Origin of the sequence: Flavobacterium columnare NBRC 100251 = ATCC 23463, from assembly GCF_002530675.1 — a bacterium.
Lineage (GTDB): Bacteria > Bacteroidota > Bacteroidia > Flavobacteriales > Flavobacteriaceae > Flavobacterium > Flavobacterium columnare.
In genome coordinates this window covers 12339-31436 of record NZ_PCMX01000004.1, presented here as the reverse complement: position 1 = coordinate 31436, position 19098 = coordinate 12339, and the positions used below count along the sequence as shown (strand labels likewise).

Genomic DNA, 19098 nt, shown 5'->3' with positions numbered 1-19098 from the left:
AATTACTTTATTTCTTCAAATGATGGAACTTCTTCTACTTGTGGATTTTGAATGTCAGGTTTAACTAACGGCTCTAATTTTTTTCCACCAACGTGTTTAATCATATCTTCTTCACCTTCTTCCATTTGGATGTGATTACGACGTACAATTTCTTCGATTTGATCATTAAAAGCATTTACTTCTAAATTCAGGTCTGAAACCAGTTTTATTACCCGTTTTTCAGGAATTCGATCAATATTTAAGAACATATTTAGAGCCTTAACTTTTGTAATGATGGCCGAGAGCCTTACATTAATTTGAGGCTTTTGAAGTTTTATAGGAATTGTATTAGGCAAAAGATCTACTTTTTGTACTAAATTTTTAGTTTTTAGTTTAAAAGCACTAATAGAACTTTTAGGCTTTTGTTTTAATTCGTTGATAAACAAACGCCATTCATTCCAGTTTAAAGCGATAAATTCTGATTCTGGGGTTAATTTTCTTTCAGAAAAAAACCATGCTTTATCTAAAGAATTAAAAACCAATTCTTTTTGTTTAATTGATTTTTGAATTTCAATAGAGTTGTCTTGTTCTTCATTTTTACAAGAAAGAAGCAATAAGATCAATCCTAAATTATAGAGAAAAAAAGATTTCATTTTTTAAATTTATAGATTACAAAAGTACAATTTTTGTCTAATGGAAACTAAATGTATCACAGATCTTGAAAAGGCATACCTAATAAATGCTTATATTTGCCGACTAACTATTTATAAATGGACACGAAAATCTTGATTATTGGAGCTTGTGGACAAATAGGCACCGAACTGACACAAAAATTACGTCAAGTGTATGGCGTAGAAAATGTAATTGCTTCTGACATTAGAAAATTAGATATCGATGTAGTAAATAATGGAATTTTTGAAGTTGTAAATGCACTGGATTACAACCAAATAGAATTTTTAGTTGAAAAATACAAAATTACAGATGTTTATCTGATGGCTGCATTACTTTCAGCTACTGCTGAAAAAAATCCTGCTTTTGCTTGGGATTTGAATATGAATTCTCTTTTTCATGTTTTAAATTTAGCTAAGGCTGGAAAAATTAAAAAAATATACTGGCCATCCAGTATAGCAGTCTTTGGTCCTACAACTCCAAGAGAAAACACTCCTCAATACACCATTATGGAGCCTTCAACAGTTTACGGAATTAGTAAGCAAACAGGAGAAAGATGGTGTGAGTATTACCACAAACAATACGGAGTTGATGTACGTAGTTTGCGTTATCCAGGACTCATTTCGTGGAGTACACCTCCAGGAGGAGGAACTACTGACTATGCAGTAGATATTTATCATAAGGCAATTACAGAAGGTAAATTTACCTCGTTTTTATCTGAAAATTCAGGGTTACCTATGATGTATATGGATGATGCTATAAAAGCTACTATAGGTATTATGGAAGCACCTGCTGAAGATATAAAAATCAGATCGTCTTATAATTTAGCCGCTATGAGTTTTACCCCAGCAGAAATAGCAGAGGAAATAAAAAAGCACTATCCTGATTTTACGATTGATTATGCTCCTGATTTTCGTCAACAAATAGCAGATAGCTGGCCTGCGAGTATTGATGATTCTTGCGCAAGAAAAGATTGGAATTGGCAAAATGATTTCGATTTAGAATCAATGACAGTTGAAATGATCAAACAATTAAAAGAAAATATTTACAAATAGTTTTTGGTAATTATTTTTTTAACTTTTCAATTAAAGCGTCTTCTATAGGCGCTTTAATTTTGATTACTTCAGAAGTATTATCATTTGGTATTGTCATAGATAATACATAGTGTTTGATTTTCCAATTTTTACCCTCTTTAATAAGGACACCGCTACCTCTGCAAATTTTCATTTGAGTTTCTAGTAGTTCGTCAAACCAAGCTGTTTTTTTATCGGAAGACAAATAAATGGTTCTTTTTAAGGTTGAAAAACTCCATGCTTTTCCTTTGTCAAAATAAGGTTTAGCAAAATTCATAAAAGCTTTTTTATTCCAATTTTCTGTGGCATCAGTACCAATAAAAACGGATTGGTCTGACAGATCCTTGAAATAGAGGTCAAATTTTGCTTCTGAGGCAGCTTTATGCCAATTGTTTAGCAAAGTATTGATTTCGGTATTTTCTCTTGCTTGAGCTAAATATAAATAGGGTGTAAGTAGTAATAATAAAAAAGTTTTACTCATGTTAGTTGTTTTTATTCTAAAGAATCATAAATTTTGTATTCAAATAATTATTCTGATAAGAAGGATTCAGGCGGCAAGGGGGGTAATCAACGGGAATTAATTTGCTTAATCCCACAAGTTTTTGACTTGATCCACTAAATGAGTAGTGTAAAGTATTTAAAAAAAGAAAAGCCCTTCTAAAGAAGGGCTTTTGCGGTCTGGACGGGACTCGAACCCGCGACCCCATGCGTGACAGGCATGTATTCTAACCAACTGAACTACCAAACCTTTTGTAACAGTAACAGTGTTTCTGTTTTGTGAGTGCAAATATACGACTGTTTTTTAGATCTGCAAGCAAAAAAAGATATTTTTTTAAAAAAACTAAACCTGGAAAATGTAAATTGCTGATTGTTATTGTTTTGTTTTATTCATAATTTTGTTGTTTTATAAATAAAGGCTCTAAGTGGATAGCTAATCAACAAGAAAGAGCTGAAATTCTATTTGAACTATATCCAGAGATAAAAACAGCATACCATTTATCTCAACAATTAAGAAATATCTACAACACCAATAACGATAAAAATGTTGCAATGTTAAAATTAGCCCATTGGTATAGAACAGTAGAAGAATCAGGATTTAAAAACTTCAATATTGTTCTAAATACAATAACACTCAATTATCAATCAATACTAAACTACTTTGATAATAGAAGTACTAATGCAGCTGCTGAATCTTTTAATGCTAAAATAAAAGCCTTTAGAAGTCACTTTAGAGGGGTAAGAAAGATAGATTTCTTCTTATTCAGATTATCCAATCTTTTTGCATAATCCCCAACTTTTGTTCTTGATCCGATTTTGTTTTAATTTGTGATAGGTATAAATGAAAAAGTCGATACTTTTGTACCGACTTTTGCTCCCCCTCTTGGGCTCGAACCAAGGACCCTCTGATTAACAGTCAGATGCTCTAACCAACTGAGCTAAGGAGGAATCACCTCATGGGTTATGTATTTTTCGCTAAAACTTGCTCCCCCTCTTGGGCTCGAACCAAGGACCCTCTGATTAACAGTCAGATGCTCTAACCAACTGAGCTAAGGAGGAAGATTATTACCGTTTAGCGAGTGCAAATATAAGACAGATTTTTGATTATACAAGCACTTTTTGAAAAAAAATTAGAAAAATTTTTGAGCAATTATTTCAAAGATATCCTTTCCAAATGTTAATGCCATCAAACTCAATAATATAACCATTCCGATGGTTTGAACAACTTCTGCGGCTTTATCATTTAGTTTTTTTCCAGTAATCATTTCTGCTAAGGTAAAAAGGGCATGTCCCCCATCTAGACCTGGTATAGGAAGCAAGTTCATAAAAGCTAACCCAATTGAAAACATAGCGGTAAAATTCCATATAAATTCCCAATCCCATACAGTTGGCAGCATTTTAGTAATGCCAATTGGACTTTTTACTTTTTTGTAAGCACCTGTTTTAGGAGATAATAATAACTTGAATTCTTTTATTTTATATTTAATCTGGCTATATGATTCTTTGATTGCTTCTGGAATAGCCTGTAAAAAATTAAGCTGATTTGTTACTAAGTATTTTGCTTTCATTTCTTCTTCTGATGGCATTTTATTAGTAAAACCTAAATTTCCTTCCAGACTAACTTGAGCTTCTAAAGTAAGGATATTGCCACTACGTAGTATACCTAACTGTATTTTTTGATTTTTATAACTTTGTAAAGCATCTTTTAACTCATCAAAATATTTAATTGTATGGTTATTAATAGATACAATTTGGTCTGCTTTTTGCAATTTGGCTTTTTCTGCTGGTAATCCAGGAATGATAGAATCTACGACAACGGATTCTAATCTAGGAGAAATAAAGTTTTTACCTTCTGAAGAAATGATTTCTCTTCTATGTGTATCATTTATAGGTAAATCTAATTTGGTATTAGCTCTTTCTACTGTTACTTTATTTGCAAATAATACATCAATACCTGCTTTTCTAAGGTTTTCATTTACTGGTTCTCCATCAATAGCTATGATTTTATCACCATTTTTGAAACCAATTTGTTTACCAACTTCGCTAAATGCCAATCCACTTTGTTGTATTTTATTTGTTGCAATATATTTTTGACCATAATTGGTAAAGAGCATGATATAAATGAACCAAGCTAATACGACATTAACAGTTACTCCTCCAAGCATAACAATTAAGCGTTGCCAAGCGGGTTTTGAACGAAATTCCCAAGGTTGAGCGGGTTGAGCCATTTGTTCTTTATCCATACTTTCGTCCATCATTCCAGCAAGTTTTACATAGCCTCCAATTGGCAACCATCCAATTCCCCATTCAGTATCACCTATTTTCTTTTTTAATAAGGAGAACCAAGGATCCATAAATAGATAGAATTTTTCAACTCGTATTTTAAATAATTTAGCAGGTAGATAATGTCCAAACTCATGTAAAATAACGAGAACGGAAAGAATAAATAGAATTTGTGCGATTTGAATAAGTGTATCCATTTTTACTTTTTAGTGTTTCTATAAAAGCAAAAGTAAGACGAAAGTCTTACTTTTTTAAAAATATCTAATTGAGTATTATTTTTTTAAGAATTTTTTATGAGCTCTACCTTCTGTTGTTTCTATTAACACTTGGTAAACTCCGTTGTTTAGATGATGAATATTAATTTCTTTTTCTTGTGTTTTAAGTACTTCTTGTCCTAAATGATTTAAAAATCTAATTTTTTGCAATTGAATTGTATTGGGTATTTCAATTTGTACTTGATCATAACTTGGATTTGGAAATAAATTTATGCTTGTGGATAATTCAAAATTTTCATTTGATAAAGTAGCAGTGCTCCCTTTGGAAATAATATCATTATTTGGATCAAAAATTATGTTGGTTACAGAAGTTCCTATTGGCAAATCTACGGTATAGAACTGACCATTGAAAATATTGTTTAATTTTAAATCTAAATGCGTACCATTATTTAGTATTAATCTTATGGGTACAGGCATTTCAAAATAAGAAACATACCCAATTTGAGAAATATTAGTGATAGATTGTATTTGATTAATTTTTATTGTAGCTTGATTTGTTCCTGAATTATAAGCTTCTATGGTGTAAATAGGATACCCTTCCTTATATACCCAATCATCAAAAAATTCTTGTAAACTACTACCGTGAATTGCTTCTAAATGAGCTTGGAATTGAGGGGTGAGTGCATATTTATAAGCTAATATAGGATCATTTAAATAATTACGTAATGCTTGAAAGAAATTCGTGTCTCCCATTATATAACGCAGCATATGAGAAACCATAGAACCTTTGTTATAGGTGATTTGGTAGCTAAATATTCTGTTTACATCACTTAATTGGTAGTCGTATAAATATAAATTACCTTTTGTATTGGAAGTGATGCTATTAATTTTTGAAGATTTCCAGGCATCGAAATTTGCGGTACCATCTAAATTTTCTACTACACAACCTGACATATATTCGGTTAGTCCTTCATTTAACCATATATCTTTCCAAGAGCCACAGGTTACTTTGTCACCAAACCATTGATGTGCCATTTCGTGAGCGATTAAATTTCTGTCAAAATTCCCCATGAATGAAACAGTCGTATGTTCCATTCCTCCTGCCCAACTAAATTGTGCGTGACCATATTTTTCAGTATGAAAGGGATAGGCTCCTAACTTTGTTTCCAGGAAATTTATAATAGGTATTGTGTTTGCTAATGAATGAGTTGTATTTATATTATCAAATTCAGGATATATGTAATCTATTATTGGAAAAGTAGGGGTAGGAGGAATGTTATTACCTCCTGCTGTTCCTGTATTTTTAATAGAATAATTGGTTACCGCAAGGGCAACTAAATAAGCAGCAATAGGGTAATTATGATGGAAATGAGTGGTAGCATTTGGACCGTTAATGGTTCTAGATATTTGAATGCCGTTTGAAACACTAGTATATTGTAATGGTGCTGTTATGTATACATCAATACGTTCTAATTTATCATTTAAATCCTGTTTGCATGGCCACCAATCAGCTGATCCGTAAGGTTCCGAAAGCGTATATATAATAGGGACGCCATTGTGTGTAGACGCTGTAAAAGCATTGTTTTGAGAAGAAGGAAGGCCCGAATAATTTATTTCAATTGTTTCGTCATTTCCAATAGTAATAATTGAGGGAAGTGTAATTATGAGTTCACCATTTATGTTATGAATAAATGGCAAATCAGTATTTCCTTTTTTTACAGAGGATACAACCAAAGGTTTAGAAAGTTCTAAAGTAACAGTATTAAGGTTCTCTAACGCTTTAAATGTTAAAGTAACTTTACCGGTAATATTATAAATACTAGGATTAATATTAAACTCCAATTTTCCATAGATTAAATCATAATTTTGAGTATTAGGATTTATCTTTAGATTCATTTTTTTTGTTGCTGCTTTCATTTCAGATGCAGCTATTTGTTCTGTTTTATGTTCCTCATAATTTTGAGAAAAACCTAGAGCAGATAATAGTAAAAACAAGTAGGTTGCTTTTTTCATTTATTAAAGGTTTAGCGGACAAATTTAGGCAAAAATTAGTCCGCTAAATATAAATGATAAAAACGCTAATAAAGCTTATTTCTTACAAATTTGTAAAAAAATCATTTCCTTTATCATCTGTAATAATAAAAGCTGGGAAATTTTTTATTTCAATTTTTCTAACAGCTTCCATTCCTAATTCTTCAAAATCAACTATTTCTACAGAAAGGATATTTTCTTTGGCTAAAATAGCAGCAGGACCACCTATTGAACCTAAATAAAAGCCTCCATATTTATGACAAGCATTCATTACATCTTTGCTACGATTACCTTTAGCTAACATAATCATACTACCGCCTGCTGCTTGAAATTCATCTACATATACATCCATACGACCTGCAGTAGTAGGACCAAAACTACCAGAAGGCATTCCTTGTGGAGTTTTAGCAGGGCCTGCATAATATATCGGATGGTTTTTGAAATATTCAGGCATTGGTTTGCCTGCATCTAATAATTCTTTGATCTTAGCATGTGCAATATCGCGCGCTACAATTAGAGTACCATTTAATTTTAGACGAGTTTTTATAGGGTATTTAGATAATTCGGCCAAAACTTCTTTCATTGGGCGATTTAAATCTATTGTTATAGGGTCTTCTAAATGAGGAGCTGTTTCGGGCAAGAAGCGTTTTGGATTGGTTTCTAATTGTTCTAAGAAAATCCCTTCTTTTGTTATTTTTCCTTTAATGTTTCGATCAGCCGAACAAGAAACGCCCATACCAACAGGACAAGAAGCTGCGTGACGAGGCAAACGAATTACGCGCACATCATGTGCTAGATATTTCCCCCCAAATTGTGCACCAATAGCGCTTTCCTGACAAATTTTAAGAATCTTTGCTTCCCATTCTAAGTCGCGAAAAGCTTGACCTGACATATTACCCGAAGTAGGTAAGTTGTCATAATAACCTGCTGATGCCTTTTTAACAGCTGCTAAATTAGCTTCTGCCGAAGTTCCTCCAATTACAATGGCTAGATGATAGGGAGGACAAGCAGCTGTTCCTAAATCCATTATTTTTTCTCGAATGAACTCATCCATTGATTTTTCATTTAAGAGCGATTTTGTTTTTTGGTATAGGAAGGTTTTGTTTGCGGAACCACCACCTTTAGCTAAAAATAAAAACTCATACGAGTTTCCTTTTTTGGCATAAATATCGATTTGAGCGGGCAGGTTAGAACCTGAGTTTTTTTCCTCAAACATTGATATGGGCACAATTTGTGAATAACGTAAATTTTTATTTTGGTAAGTGTTAAAAATACCTTTTGATAACCATTTAGCATCATCAGCACCTGTAAAGATATTTTCCCCTTTTTTAGCCATTATAATAGCAGTTCCTGTATCTTGGCAAGAAGGTAATTCACCCTCCACTGCAACAACAGCGTTTTGTAATAAATTGTAAGCAACAAAACGATCATTGTCTGTTGCTTCAGGATCGTCAATTATTCTACGAAGTTTTTCTAAATGAGAAGAACGTAACATAAAGGAAACATCTTTCATTGCTTCTTCAGCTAATAATTCTAGACCTTTAGGATCTATACTAAGGATTTCACGATCTCCTAATTGTTCTACTTTTACGTAATCAGAAGTCAGTTTTTTATATTGCGTATCATCCTTTAAAATAGGATACGGATCTTGGTATAAAAAGTCCATTATATATGTTTTTGAAGGGTAAATATACTAATTTCTATAAAAATAGACGATATTTAGTCGGCTGTAGGTTTTTTTTGAGTTACTATTTTTTTTACTTCATCGGATTGTCCATAAAGCATTTTTTCTAGTAAAGGTTTTAATGATTCAGGAAAAGAAAACCACGGATTAGTGCCTAAATAAAGTTCCTTTAATAAGGATAATTGATTTAATTCTTCAGGCAGCGTACGTAATTGATTTTCATCTAAATCTAAATAGGATATCATAAGACATTTACCCATTGAAGTGGGTATTTTTTTTATCATATTTTTTTCTAAATTCAAATAACTTAATTTAGATAGGTTGCCTATTTCTTCAGGTAATACAGTTATTTTGTTTTGATTTAGATTGAGTGTTGTGAGGTTCATAAGCAGACCTATTTCCACGGGACATACTTCTATTTTATTTTTTTCTGCGTTTAGGATTTTTAAATTTCTCAAATTTTCAATGCCTGGGAAAAAAGTTTTAACAGTATTATTAGAAAAATTTAATTCTGTAAGATTAATCATACCTGCCATTTCTGCAGGTAAATCAGAAATTTTATTACAACTAATATCTAATTTTTTTAGCTTGCTTAGCTTAGCAACGGATGGTGAAATATATTCCATTTTATTTTTATTCAATTCTAGCTTTTCCAAACAAGTTAATTTGCATATTTCAATAGGAAAACGTTGAATAAGGTTATTGGTTAGATAAAGCTCTTTTAATTTAGTTAAATTGGCTATTTCAATTGGTAGAGAAACAATGGTATTGTTTTTTAAATATAATTTTTCTACATTCACGAAATTGCCAATTTCGGGTGGGATTTTGGTCATTTGTTTATTAGATAAATCTAATATTTTAACAGTAGCAGGGTTTTCACAAAATAAATCATTTTCTACACGTTGATTACTTTGTGCTTTTGTTAAAAAGCTAAAAAGTAGGAGTAAGCTTATTACTCCATGTAATGTTTTGGTCATAGTTTATAATTTGGGGGCTGTTTAAATTACTATTTTTTTTCTTCAGTACATAAAAATTCTATATCTATTAATAATTTTTCTACTTCTTCTCTTTTGGTGCCATCATAAAAACCTCGTACTCGTTTTTTTTGATCTATTAAAACAAAGTTTTCTGTGTGTACCATATCATAAAGCTCTTCTGGTTTACCTGTTTTAACTGCTAAATAGGATTTTCTAGCGATATAATAAATATCTTTTTTATTACCTGTTACCAAATTCCATTTGCCGCTAATTGCACCTTTTTCCAATGCGTATTTTTTTAAAACAGGAACACTATCTATATCAGGTGTTACAGAATGAGAAAGTAACATAACTTTTGGGTTGTTTTTAATTTTATCTTGTAACCAAGACATATTATTAGTCATTAAAGGACAGATAGTTTGACAACTCGTAAAGAAGAAATCTGCTACATAAATTTTGCCTTCATAATCTTTTTGAGTTACCGTTTTTCCATCTTGATTGGTAAAAGAAAAAGGGGGAATTAAATGCTTATTAGCAATGTGTTGTACTGTTGTATCTACTAGTTCAGGATTAACCATTGAGGGGGTATAAATAGGCAATGTTTTCTTAGGTTTTAAAACCATATAAAAAAGGGAAATACATAATACAGAAATTACACCTAATGTAATTAAAAAAATACGGTACTTTTTTATTCTATCAATCATAACTTAACTTTATACAAAGGTATAAATCCTAATTAAGGAGCAAATACTAATTTGTTCTTAAATTAGTTTTTTAGAACACAATCAAGTGATATTTTTGAGTATACTTTGTAACTTTTTTCTACAAAGTATACTAATCATTATTAAATAATATAGAAGAAACCAGAAATATGAGAAGAACTGTATGGAGCGTTATGACACTATTATCGTTGACTTCGGTAAGTGCTATCGCGCAAGAAAAACCAGGGATTAACCTGAATTACATGGATAAGAATGTAAAACCAGGAGATGATTTCTTTCGTTATGTAAACGGAGCTTGGTATGATAAAACAGAAATTCCCGCAGATAAAACACGTTGGGGAAGTTTTGATGAGTTACGTTTTAACACAGATAAAGACGTTTTAGCAATCCTTAAGGAAGCGGTATCTAAAAATCTAGAGGCAAAATCAGATCAAGGAAAGGCAGTAAATGTCTATAAAACCTATATGGATACCATTACAAGAAACAAAAGAGGAATCAAACCTTTACAGCCTTACTTAGCAAAAATTAATGCTATTAGAAATGTACAAGATCTCAATAAATTAATTACCGAACTAACACCAGAAGGAGGTATAGGATTTTATAGTGCAGGTATTGGTCCTGATGCTAAGGATTCTAATAAAAACGTAGTTTACATTAGTTTAGGTAGTTTAGGTTTGCCAGATCGTGATTATTATATTTCAGATGATAAAGATTCTAAAGAAAAACGCGAAAAATATGTTTTACACGTAACACGTATGTTGCAATTTTTAGGTGAAAAACCAGAATTAGCAAAACAAAACGCAGAGAAAATTTTAGCTCTAGAAATAGAAATGGCTAGACCTAGACTAGATAGAGTACAACGTCGTGATAGAAGGAATACATACAACCCAATGAGCGTTGCTGATTTACAAAAATTAACACCATCAGTAAATTGGGATGCTTATTTACAAGGAATAGGACTTGGTAAAATAGAACAAGTTATTGTTTCACAACCTAAATACATGGAAGCTTTAGAAACTATTTTTAAAGCTAATAAAATAGAAGATTGGAAGGCCTATTTACGTTGGATTTTATTAGATGAATCATCAAACGAATTAACTACTGAAATAGAAAAAGCAAACTGGGATTTTTACAGCAAAACCTTACAAGGTGCTTTAAAACAAAGACCCCGTGAAGAAAGAGCTTTACAAGTTGTAAATGCCACTGTAGGTGAGGCATTGGGAAAATTATATGTTGAAAAAAAATTCCCAGCAGAAGCAAAAGCAAAAGCAAAAGCAATGATTGAAAATGTATTTCTAGCTTTTGAAAATCGTATAAATAAACTTCCTTGGATGACTCCAGAAACACGTAAAGGAGCGATTGATAAATTACGTAAGTCAACCATTAAAATTGGATACCCTGATAAGTGGAAAGATTATTCTAAACTAGAAATTGTAGCCAAGGAAGCTGGTGGAAATTATTTTGAAAACATGAAAAATGTTGCAAAATGGGCCTATCAAGAGGATATAGAAAAATTAAATAAACCTGTTGATAAAACAGAATGGGGTATGTCTCCGCAAACAGTTAATGCGTATTTTAACCCTACCTATAATGAAATTGTATTTCCAGCGGCTATCTTACAACCGCCATTTTATGACTATAAAGCAGATGAAGCAGTAAATTACGGTGGAATTGGAGCCGTAATAGGACATGAAATTTCACATGGTTTTGACGATTCAGGTTCTCGTTATGACGCTGATGGAAATTTAAAAAACTGGTGGACAGATGAAGATTTAAAACAATTTACAGGCTTAGGAAATGCCTTAGCATCGCAATACAGCGCTTTACAACCACTACCAGGTATTTTTGTTGATGGAAAATTTACTCTAGGTGAAAACATTGGCGATCTAGGAGGGGTTAATGCTGCTTATGATGGATTGCAATTATTCTTAAGTAAAAAAGGTAGACCTGCTACAATTGATGGTTTTACGCCAGAACAACGTTTCTTTATTTCATGGGCAACTATATGGCGTTCTAAAATGAGAGATGAAGCAATTAAAAATCAAGTAAAAACAGATCCTCACTCTCCAGGAATGTATCGCGCTTATATACCACTTACAAACGTAGACGCTTTTTACCAAGCTTTTAATATTAAAGAAGGAGACAAACTCTTTGTTAAACCTGAAAATAGAATAAAAATTTGGTAGTTTAAACCATTTGAATAATATCATAAGCCCTTGAAGTAATTATGCTCTTCAAGGGCTTTTTTTATTTAGATCCGAAGTGTTAAAATAAATACAATATTGGGAAGTACTTTGATTCTTATCTGTTTTTATTATAAATTGCCGAATAAAATCGTACATTCGCAGGTTATAAAAATATAAATGATGATAGAAATCAAGAACATTTCGCGCTCTAGAGCGCAAGAGTCGTCGGCGGCTATCGAACGACTGTACATTACCATGAGACATTTGTTTAACAGAGGTTTTTACAAACCAATGGGCGTTTCAGGGGATACTTTACGCGAAGCTTTATTAGAACTTCGTCCAGAAATTTATGGTTCCATTGCAGAAGAAAAAGTAGAATTAAACGGCTTGTTGTATGTAATTGAACGTTTGCCAGTAGGAATTGAAGAATGTCGTTATATCAACCTAACTTCCGATGAAGGGTATTCTAATTCGCATTTTCAACCAATTGTTCCTCCTAAACGTCGTAGAAATTGCTATCGAATAGACGATGAACAAATGAATGTAGAAATTACAAGAGGACGTTCGGATATCTATGATATTTTAACACACTTGACTTTTATTTTTATCGAATCACACAAAATTAAAGATCGTGTATTAATTGATGATGAAGGAAGAGTTTCAAGGGATTGGCAAAAATTAGAACAAGCGGCATTACAAACAAAAAAATTAACATTAATAGAACGTGAAAAAGCTATTTCGCACGCAGCTAATGTGTTAGGAAGAACTTTTGCTGAAGTAAATAGCATTTATGATTCTTTTGGAAACGCATCACAACCAGATCGTTTCTTACATGTAATTTATTGGTTAGGAAAATTAGCAATAGAAGAAGTAGTTGATAATAACAAACGTACAATTACTTTCAGTCCAATTTTAAGAGAACGTTTAGGACACCATATTTATGGAGATATATGGGCAACTAATATCAAAAAAACCTTAGCAGATAATACATTATTAGAAAGACCTATTCATATTATTAGTGCTAATATGCACAGCGTAATGAATTCGGTATTTGCACCTTATGTTTTAGCTTCTAAATACAAAGGAAAAGGAGAATACCAAATTTATGAAGACTTATCGGCATCTGGTAATAAAGAACTGCGTAAAAAAGTAGAAGACTTTGCTTTGCAAAATGGTATGATTTCAATACCCGATACCTCAGGAACTAATATTGATGTTCAGATTTTTGATACAGCTAAGTTTGATTGGAAAAAAACAGCTTTCCCTCTAACAAATAGCACGGCTCAAGCTCCTGTTCTAATTGTAATGGATTATGCTTTTGGAGAACAAGCCTTTGAAACAATTGATGAATTATTAAAACCTTATAAAACAGAAAAAGGAAAAATATTTCTGAACGTAGAATCTGTTTCTATTATGGGTAAAGCGGGGATTCTTGAAGGAGGTAAAGGTGATATTATGATTCCTAACTCGCACGTTAATGAAGGTACAGCAGATAATTATCCTTTTGAAAATGAACTAACAAAAGAACTATTTGAAGGAAACGATATCCCAGTTTACGAAGGTCCTATGATAACCGTTTTAGGAACTTCTTTACAAAATAGAGATTTGCTTAAATTTTTCCATGAATCTACTTGGGCAGCCATAGGTTTAGAAATGGAAGGAGCGTATTATCAAAAAGCTATTCAATCAGCTTCCAAAATACGTAAAAGCATCAATCATCCTGATGTAAAAGTACGTTATGCGTACTACGCATCAGATAATCCGTTAGAAACAGGAAGCACACTGGCTTCAGGAGGATTAGGAACCACAGGTGTAAAACCCACCTATTTAATTACAATAAAAATCTTAGAGCAAATATTCAGTTAAAATACACCTTTGCTTTTACTTAAACTGTATACTAAACAATGATTAATGGAATCAAAAATCATTCATAAAAATTTAAAATGATCTCTTATTTTAAATGAATGATTTCCGTTAAAAAACTTTAAAAAAATAAAAGTACTACAATATGTATTCCTTATTGTACATATTGTAGTACACAAATAAATCAAATAATAATAAATTAAAAACAAGCACTTATATAGGGCTGTTTTTGTAATTCACAAAAATTATGAGACAAACAATTTTTCTATTTTTTCTGTTTGCATTAGGAATTAATGCACAGAACAATGATTTTGATAAAATGCTAGACAATATTAAAAGCGAATACACTCAAAATCCAACTAAAAAGAATATTGATGCTTTTAGGATACTTTTAAAGACGGATGGTTCTTTTAGTGATATTGATTATACAAAAAAAGACAAAGATTTAAGAAGTCATCTTAGTAGAATATCTCGTTTAGCCCAAGCGTATTCAAATTCAAGTAATACATATTATCAAGATCAATCCGTTTATAACGATTATGTTAAATCTATAGAATTTTGGATTACCACAAATCATACACCTTCAAACTGGTGGTATAGACATATTGCATATCCTAAAGAGATGAATAAAGGACTTGTTTTTGTAATTGAAGAAATCAAAACCAAAAATCCAACTCTTTATAGAAAAATTATTGATTATCAAGAATGGGCTTATTTACAACAAGACCACATGGAAGGAGCTAATGGTGCAGATAAAACCATAGGGGCATTTGTTGCAGCAGTAGCAGAAAAAGATGCAAATTTACTAACACAATTTAGTGATTTGATGAAGAGATTAACATCTATTCAAGAAGGAGGAGAAGGTATTGAAAAAGATTATGGATTTTATAGCCACAGTGGTAACGGTAGACAGATATACACTTTTGGATATGGAAAAGAATATTTAAAGTCAGTACTTGATTACTTCGTATTTACAAAAGGAACACAATACAATGTTCAAACGTTAGTTAATTTAGAAAAAATGGTAATTGATCATGTTCAATACCTTTTTCATGCAGGAAATTACGATCCTAACCCAACAGGAAGATATAATAATACTTTCGAGTACATGGATGATCTAAAAAATATTGTAACTAAAATGGTTGCCTTAAATACAGCTAATAAATCCGCATTACAAGATGCCCATGATAGAATGTCAGGACAAAAAAAGGATTTAGAAGGAAATAAAATGTTTTGGAGAGGAGATTATATGGCACATAAAAGATCAAATTTCTTATCTACAGTTCGAATGACTTCAACTAGAACAGTAGGTGCTGAAGCAGGTAATAATTCAGGGAATTATAACTATTATGCAGGGGCAGGAGTGAATTACACAATTCATACAGGAAATGAATACAATGGAACATATTTTTCTAAATTTAATCCAAGACAATTTCCAGGAACAACTGTTGAACAAAACACAATAACATTACCTGTACCTAATTGGGGAAAAGAGGGTAAAAACAACAATGATTTTGCAGGAGGAGTATCTGATGGGAAAAATGGAGCATCAGCTATGATCTATGATAAACAAGGCATAACCGCTAATAAATCATGGTTTTTTATAGGAAATCTAGTACTTGCATTAGGTTCAGAAATATCTCAAACGAATGGAACTTCGGATGTGTATACAACGCTTAACCAAACAAATTTAGACGCTTCTAAATTGTCATATTTTCAAAATGGTACTCGTTTTCAGCTAAATGCTAATGCTAACATGACAAATAATGCCAATACATTTGTCTTATCTTCTGGTATTGGTTACGTACCTTTTGATAGTAATAGATATACCGTTTCTACTGAAAATGATCTTTTTAAAATGTATATAAATCATGGTGTTAATCCTAGTAAAATAAACTATGCGTATTTATTAATGCCGAATGTAACTGATTCTAATATTGTAAGTGAAGCAGCAAAAGCAAAAAACAATTTAAAAATTGAATCTCAAAATGAATCTTGTCATGCCGTATATGATTCTGCTACTTCTCAATATTATATTGCTTTTTTTAAACCATATACCTTAAATTTGTCAGGTGGATTAGTTGTTAAAGTAGATAATCCATGTATGATAATAATAAATAATAATGCTGGTAAATTTTATGTTTCAAATCCATACGGTGAAAACGCAACTTTCCAAAATATAAAATTGTCTATTACTAAAAATTCAAGATCTTTGTTTGATAATAATATTCAAATCATAAAAACAAATGAAAGTGGTAAAACATTTGAATATGCTTATTCAAGTCCTGGTCCTATAACAGCAAGATTAAATAATGGTTTCTCTTCAGAAGAGAATACTAATATTGTTAGATCAGAAGGAAAATTAAAGATCGAATCAAAAGATATGCGAAATGTGGAATTATATACTATTAATGGTAAATTAATATTTTCTAAATCCAATATGAATGCAAATGAATTAGTTATAGACGTAGCTGGTAAAGAAGGAATTCTTATATTAAAAATTAACGAAAATAAAACAATAAAGATATTCTAATAATGAATTTTATAGAGACCAAACTAAGAGGTTGTTTTGTATTAGAACCTAAAGTTATTCATGATGAACGAGGTTATTTCATGGAAAGTTTTAATCAAAACACTTTTAATGAAGGAATAGGGAAAGAAGTAAAATTTGTACAAGACAATCAATCATATTCTTCAAAAGGAGTTTTGAGAGGTTTACATTACCAATGTGGCGAATATGCTCAAGCTAAATTAGTACGAGTACTAGAAGGTGAAGTATTAGATGTAGCTGTAGATTTACGTCCCGATTCCGATACGTATGGTCAATCTTATAGTATCTTATTAACGGCTGAAAATAAAAAACAGTTTTATATTCCAAGAGGATTTGCTCACGGGTTTATTGTATTGAGTAATAAGGCCTCCTTTTTTTATAAATGTGATAATTTTTATAACAAAGAAAGTGAAGGAGGACTCATTTATAACGATCCAACTGTAGCAATTGATTGGGGTATACCTGAATCAGAGTTGATTATATCTGGAAAAGATAAAATATTACCAACTCTAGAAAATGCTCGAAAAGTATGGTAGTTTTAGTAACAGGAGCTTCAGGACAACTAGGCCAGTCATTACAATTTATTGCATCTCAGTACGCTGAGATGCAATTTATTTTTGCTAGCTCACAAGATTTAGATATTACAAATCAAGATCAAGTAGATACTTTTTTTGATAATAATAAAATAGATTTCTGTATAAACACAGCTGCTTATACAGCTGTAGATAAAGCAGAATCAGATCAAGAAAAAGCATATTTAGTTAATGTCATTGGTCCTAAAAACCTAGCAATTGCTTGTGAAAAAGTAAATGCAACATTAGTTCACGTGTCAACTGACTTTGTTTTTAATGGTTCAAATAAAGAACCTTATTTTGAAACAGATCAGACCAATCCCTTAGGAGTGTACGGACAAACCAAGTTAGAAGGAGAAAAAGAGGTAATAGTTAATTGTACTAAGTATTTTATTATTAGAACTTCTTGGGTATATTCTCAGTTCGGAAATAATTTTATGAAAACAATGCTTCGATTGGCTCAAGGTCGTGAGGAACTAAATGTAGTGGCAGATCAAATAGGAACACCAACGAATGCTGTGGATTTAGCGGATGCAATTCTAAAAATTTTAGAACAACAATCGACCACCCATAATTCATTTGGTATCTATAATTTTAGTAATGAAGGGGTCTGTTCTTGGTTTGATTTTGCAGTAGAAATTTTTAAACAAAATTCAATATCTATAAAAGTAAATCCAATACCAACAGAAGCTTACCCAACGCCCGCTAAAAGGCCTAAATATAGTGTGTTGGATAAAACAAAAATTAATACTAATTTTAAAATTAGTATTAAAGATTGGAAAGAAGCATTATCGCAAACAAAATTACAATGAAAAGAATTCTTATAACCGGAGCTGCAGGATTTTTAGGATCTCATTTATGTGATCGTTTTATCAAAGAAGGTTACTATGTTATTGGTATGGATAATCTGATTACAGGAGATTTAAAAAACATCCAGCATTTATTTAAACTTGAAAATTTTGACTTTTACCATCACGACGTTTCAAAGTTTGTACATGTTCCAGGAGAATTAGATTACATTCTTCATTTTGCCTCTCCAGCATCGCCAATTGATTATTTAAAAATTCCTATTCAAACCTTAAAAGTAGGTTCTTTAGGAACTCATAATTTATTAGGATTAGCTCGAGTAAAAAAGGCACGTATCTTGATTGCTTCCACTTCCGAGGTATATGGCGATCCGTTGGTTCATCCTCAAACGGAAGATTATTTTGGGAATGTAAACACCATAGGACCTCGAGGGGTGTATGATGAAGCGAAACGTTTTCAAGAATCTATTACCATGGCATATCATCGTTTTCATGGATTAGAAACCCGGATTGTACGAATTTTTAATACCTATGGACCTAGAATGCGTTTAAACGATGGTCGTGTAATTCCCGCTTTTATTGGTCAAGCGTTGAGAGGTGAGGATTTAACTATTTTTGGAGATGGTAGTCAAACACGTTCTTTTTGCTACGTAGATGATCAAATAGAAGGAATTTACCGTTTATTGCTGTCAGACTATCCTTATCCTGTAAATATTGGTAATTCTGATGAAATTACAATTAAAGATTTTGCAGAAGAAATTATTAAGCTGACAGGAACAGATCAGAAAATTGTATACCAACCGCTTCCAGAAAATGATCCTTTACAACGTCAGCCCGATACAACGAAAGCAAAAGAAATTTTAGGATGGGAAGCTAAGGTATCTCGTAGTCAAGGTATGAAATTGACGTATGAATATTTTAAATCACTTCCTAAAGAAGAATTATTAAAAGAAGAACATAAAGATTTTAAAGAGTATATCCGTTAATAA

The 19098-nt window shown here is 31.6% G+C and carries 15 protein-coding genes and 3 tRNA genes; 8 read left to right on the top strand and 10 right to left on the bottom strand.

What is annotated here, in order from left to right:
* Positions 1 to 2: 2 nt before the first annotated feature.
* On the bottom strand, positions 3 to 632 hold the full coding sequence (locus tag B0A78_RS00880) for a hypothetical protein (protein WP_065213875.1): 630 nt from the start codon (positions 630 to 632) through the stop codon (positions 3 to 5).
* Positions 633 to 749: 117 nt separating this feature from the next.
* On the opposite strand from B0A78_RS00880, the gene B0A78_RS00875 reads away from it, so the two are divergent.
* Positions 750 to 1703, top strand: coding sequence for an L-threonine 3-dehydrogenase (locus B0A78_RS00875; protein WP_014165751.1), 954 nt, complete (start codon positions 750 to 752; stop codon positions 1701 to 1703).
* Between the two features lie 10 nt (positions 1704 to 1713).
* Here the strand turns inward: B0A78_RS00875 and B0A78_RS00870 are convergent, their stop codons facing one another.
* On the bottom strand, positions 1714 to 2202 hold the full coding sequence (locus B0A78_RS00870; RefSeq protein WP_065213874.1) for a nuclear transport factor 2 family protein: 489 nt from the start codon (positions 2200 to 2202) through the stop codon (positions 1714 to 1716).
* Between the two features lie 193 nt (positions 2203 to 2395).
* Positions 2396 to 2469 (bottom strand) — tRNA-Asp (locus B0A78_RS00865).
* A gap of 158 nt (positions 2470 to 2627) precedes the next feature.
* Between B0A78_RS00865 and B0A78_RS00860 the strand changes: the two genes are divergently transcribed.
* Entirely contained in the window at positions 2628 to 3008 is a 381-nt protein-coding gene (locus B0A78_RS00860; RefSeq protein ID WP_077225528.1) for a transposase, read from the top strand.
* A gap of 85 nt (positions 3009 to 3093) precedes the next feature.
* Here the strand turns inward: B0A78_RS00860 and B0A78_RS00855 are convergent.
* The 7 genes from B0A78_RS00855 to B0A78_RS00825 form a co-directional block, all read right to left on the bottom strand.
* A tRNA-Asn gene (locus tag B0A78_RS00855) sits at positions 3094 to 3167 on the bottom strand.
* Between the two features lie 37 nt (positions 3168 to 3204).
* Positions 3205 to 3278: transfer RNA gene (locus B0A78_RS00850), tRNA-Asn, on the bottom strand.
* 71 nt (positions 3279 to 3349) lie between these two features.
* Positions 3350 to 4699 carry an RIP metalloprotease RseP gene (gene rseP / locus B0A78_RS00845; protein ID WP_014165748.1) on the bottom strand — a complete coding sequence of 450 codons (1350 nt, stop codon included), beginning with the start codon at positions 4697 to 4699 and terminating at the stop codon, positions 3350 to 3352.
* Positions 4700 to 4774: 75 nt separating this feature from the next.
* Complete coding sequence (locus B0A78_RS00840) at positions 4775 to 6730, bottom strand: M1 family aminopeptidase (RefSeq protein ID WP_014165747.1); 1956 nt, start codon at positions 6728 to 6730, stop codon at positions 4775 to 4777.
* An 82-nt stretch (positions 6731 to 6812) separates the two neighbouring features.
* Positions 6813 to 8414, bottom strand: coding sequence for a fumarate hydratase (locus B0A78_RS00835; protein ID WP_065213872.1), 1602 nt, complete (start codon positions 8412 to 8414; stop codon positions 6813 to 6815).
* A gap of 53 nt (positions 8415 to 8467) precedes the next feature.
* Positions 8468 to 9409: a leucine-rich repeat domain-containing protein gene (locus B0A78_RS00830; protein ID WP_014165745.1), complete on the bottom strand. Its 942-nt coding sequence runs from the start codon at positions 9407 to 9409 to the stop codon at positions 8468 to 8470.
* Between the two features lie 29 nt (positions 9410 to 9438).
* Positions 9439 to 10113, bottom strand: a complete 675-nt coding sequence (locus tag B0A78_RS00825; protein ID WP_014165744.1) for an SCO family protein — start codon at positions 10111 to 10113, stop codon at positions 9439 to 9441.
* Between the two features lie 191 nt (positions 10114 to 10304).
* Between B0A78_RS00825 and B0A78_RS00820 the strand changes: the two genes are divergently transcribed.
* The 6 genes from B0A78_RS00820 to B0A78_RS00795 all read left to right on the top strand — a co-directional run bounded on the left by B0A78_RS00820 (position 10305) and on the right by B0A78_RS00795 (position 19095).
* Positions 10305 to 12317, top strand: a complete 2013-nt coding sequence (locus B0A78_RS00820; protein WP_014165743.1) for a M13 family metallopeptidase — start codon at positions 10305 to 10307, stop codon at positions 12315 to 12317.
* Positions 12318 to 12497: 180 nt separating this feature from the next.
* Complete coding sequence (locus B0A78_RS00815; protein WP_097609292.1) at positions 12498 to 14183, top strand: DUF6909 family protein; 1686 nt, start codon at positions 12498 to 12500, stop codon at positions 14181 to 14183.
* A gap of 244 nt (positions 14184 to 14427) precedes the next feature.
* On the top strand, positions 14428 to 16713 hold the full coding sequence (locus B0A78_RS00810; protein ID WP_014165741.1) for a polysaccharide lyase family 8 super-sandwich domain-containing protein: 2286 nt from the start codon (positions 14428 to 14430) through the stop codon (positions 16711 to 16713).
* A 2-nt stretch (positions 16714 to 16715) separates the two neighbouring features.
* The gene (gene rfbC / locus B0A78_RS00805; protein ID WP_014165740.1) at positions 16716 to 17267 is read left to right on the top strand and encodes a dTDP-4-dehydrorhamnose 3,5-epimerase; all 552 of its coding nucleotides are present in this window, start codon (positions 16716 to 16718) and stop codon (positions 17265 to 17267) included.
* The gene (rfbD, locus tag B0A78_RS00800) at positions 17261 to 18115 is read left to right on the top strand and encodes a dTDP-4-dehydrorhamnose reductase (RefSeq protein WP_014165739.1); all 855 of its coding nucleotides are present in this window, start codon (positions 17261 to 17263) and stop codon (positions 18113 to 18115) included. Before rfbC ends, rfbD begins: the two co-directional genes overlap by 7 nt.
* Complete coding sequence (locus B0A78_RS00795; protein ID WP_014165738.1) at positions 18112 to 19095, top strand: UDP-glucuronic acid decarboxylase family protein; 984 nt, start codon at positions 18112 to 18114, stop codon at positions 19093 to 19095. The genes rfbD and B0A78_RS00795 overlap by 4 nt, the downstream gene beginning before the upstream one ends.
* Positions 19096 to 19098: the final 3 nt, after the last annotated feature.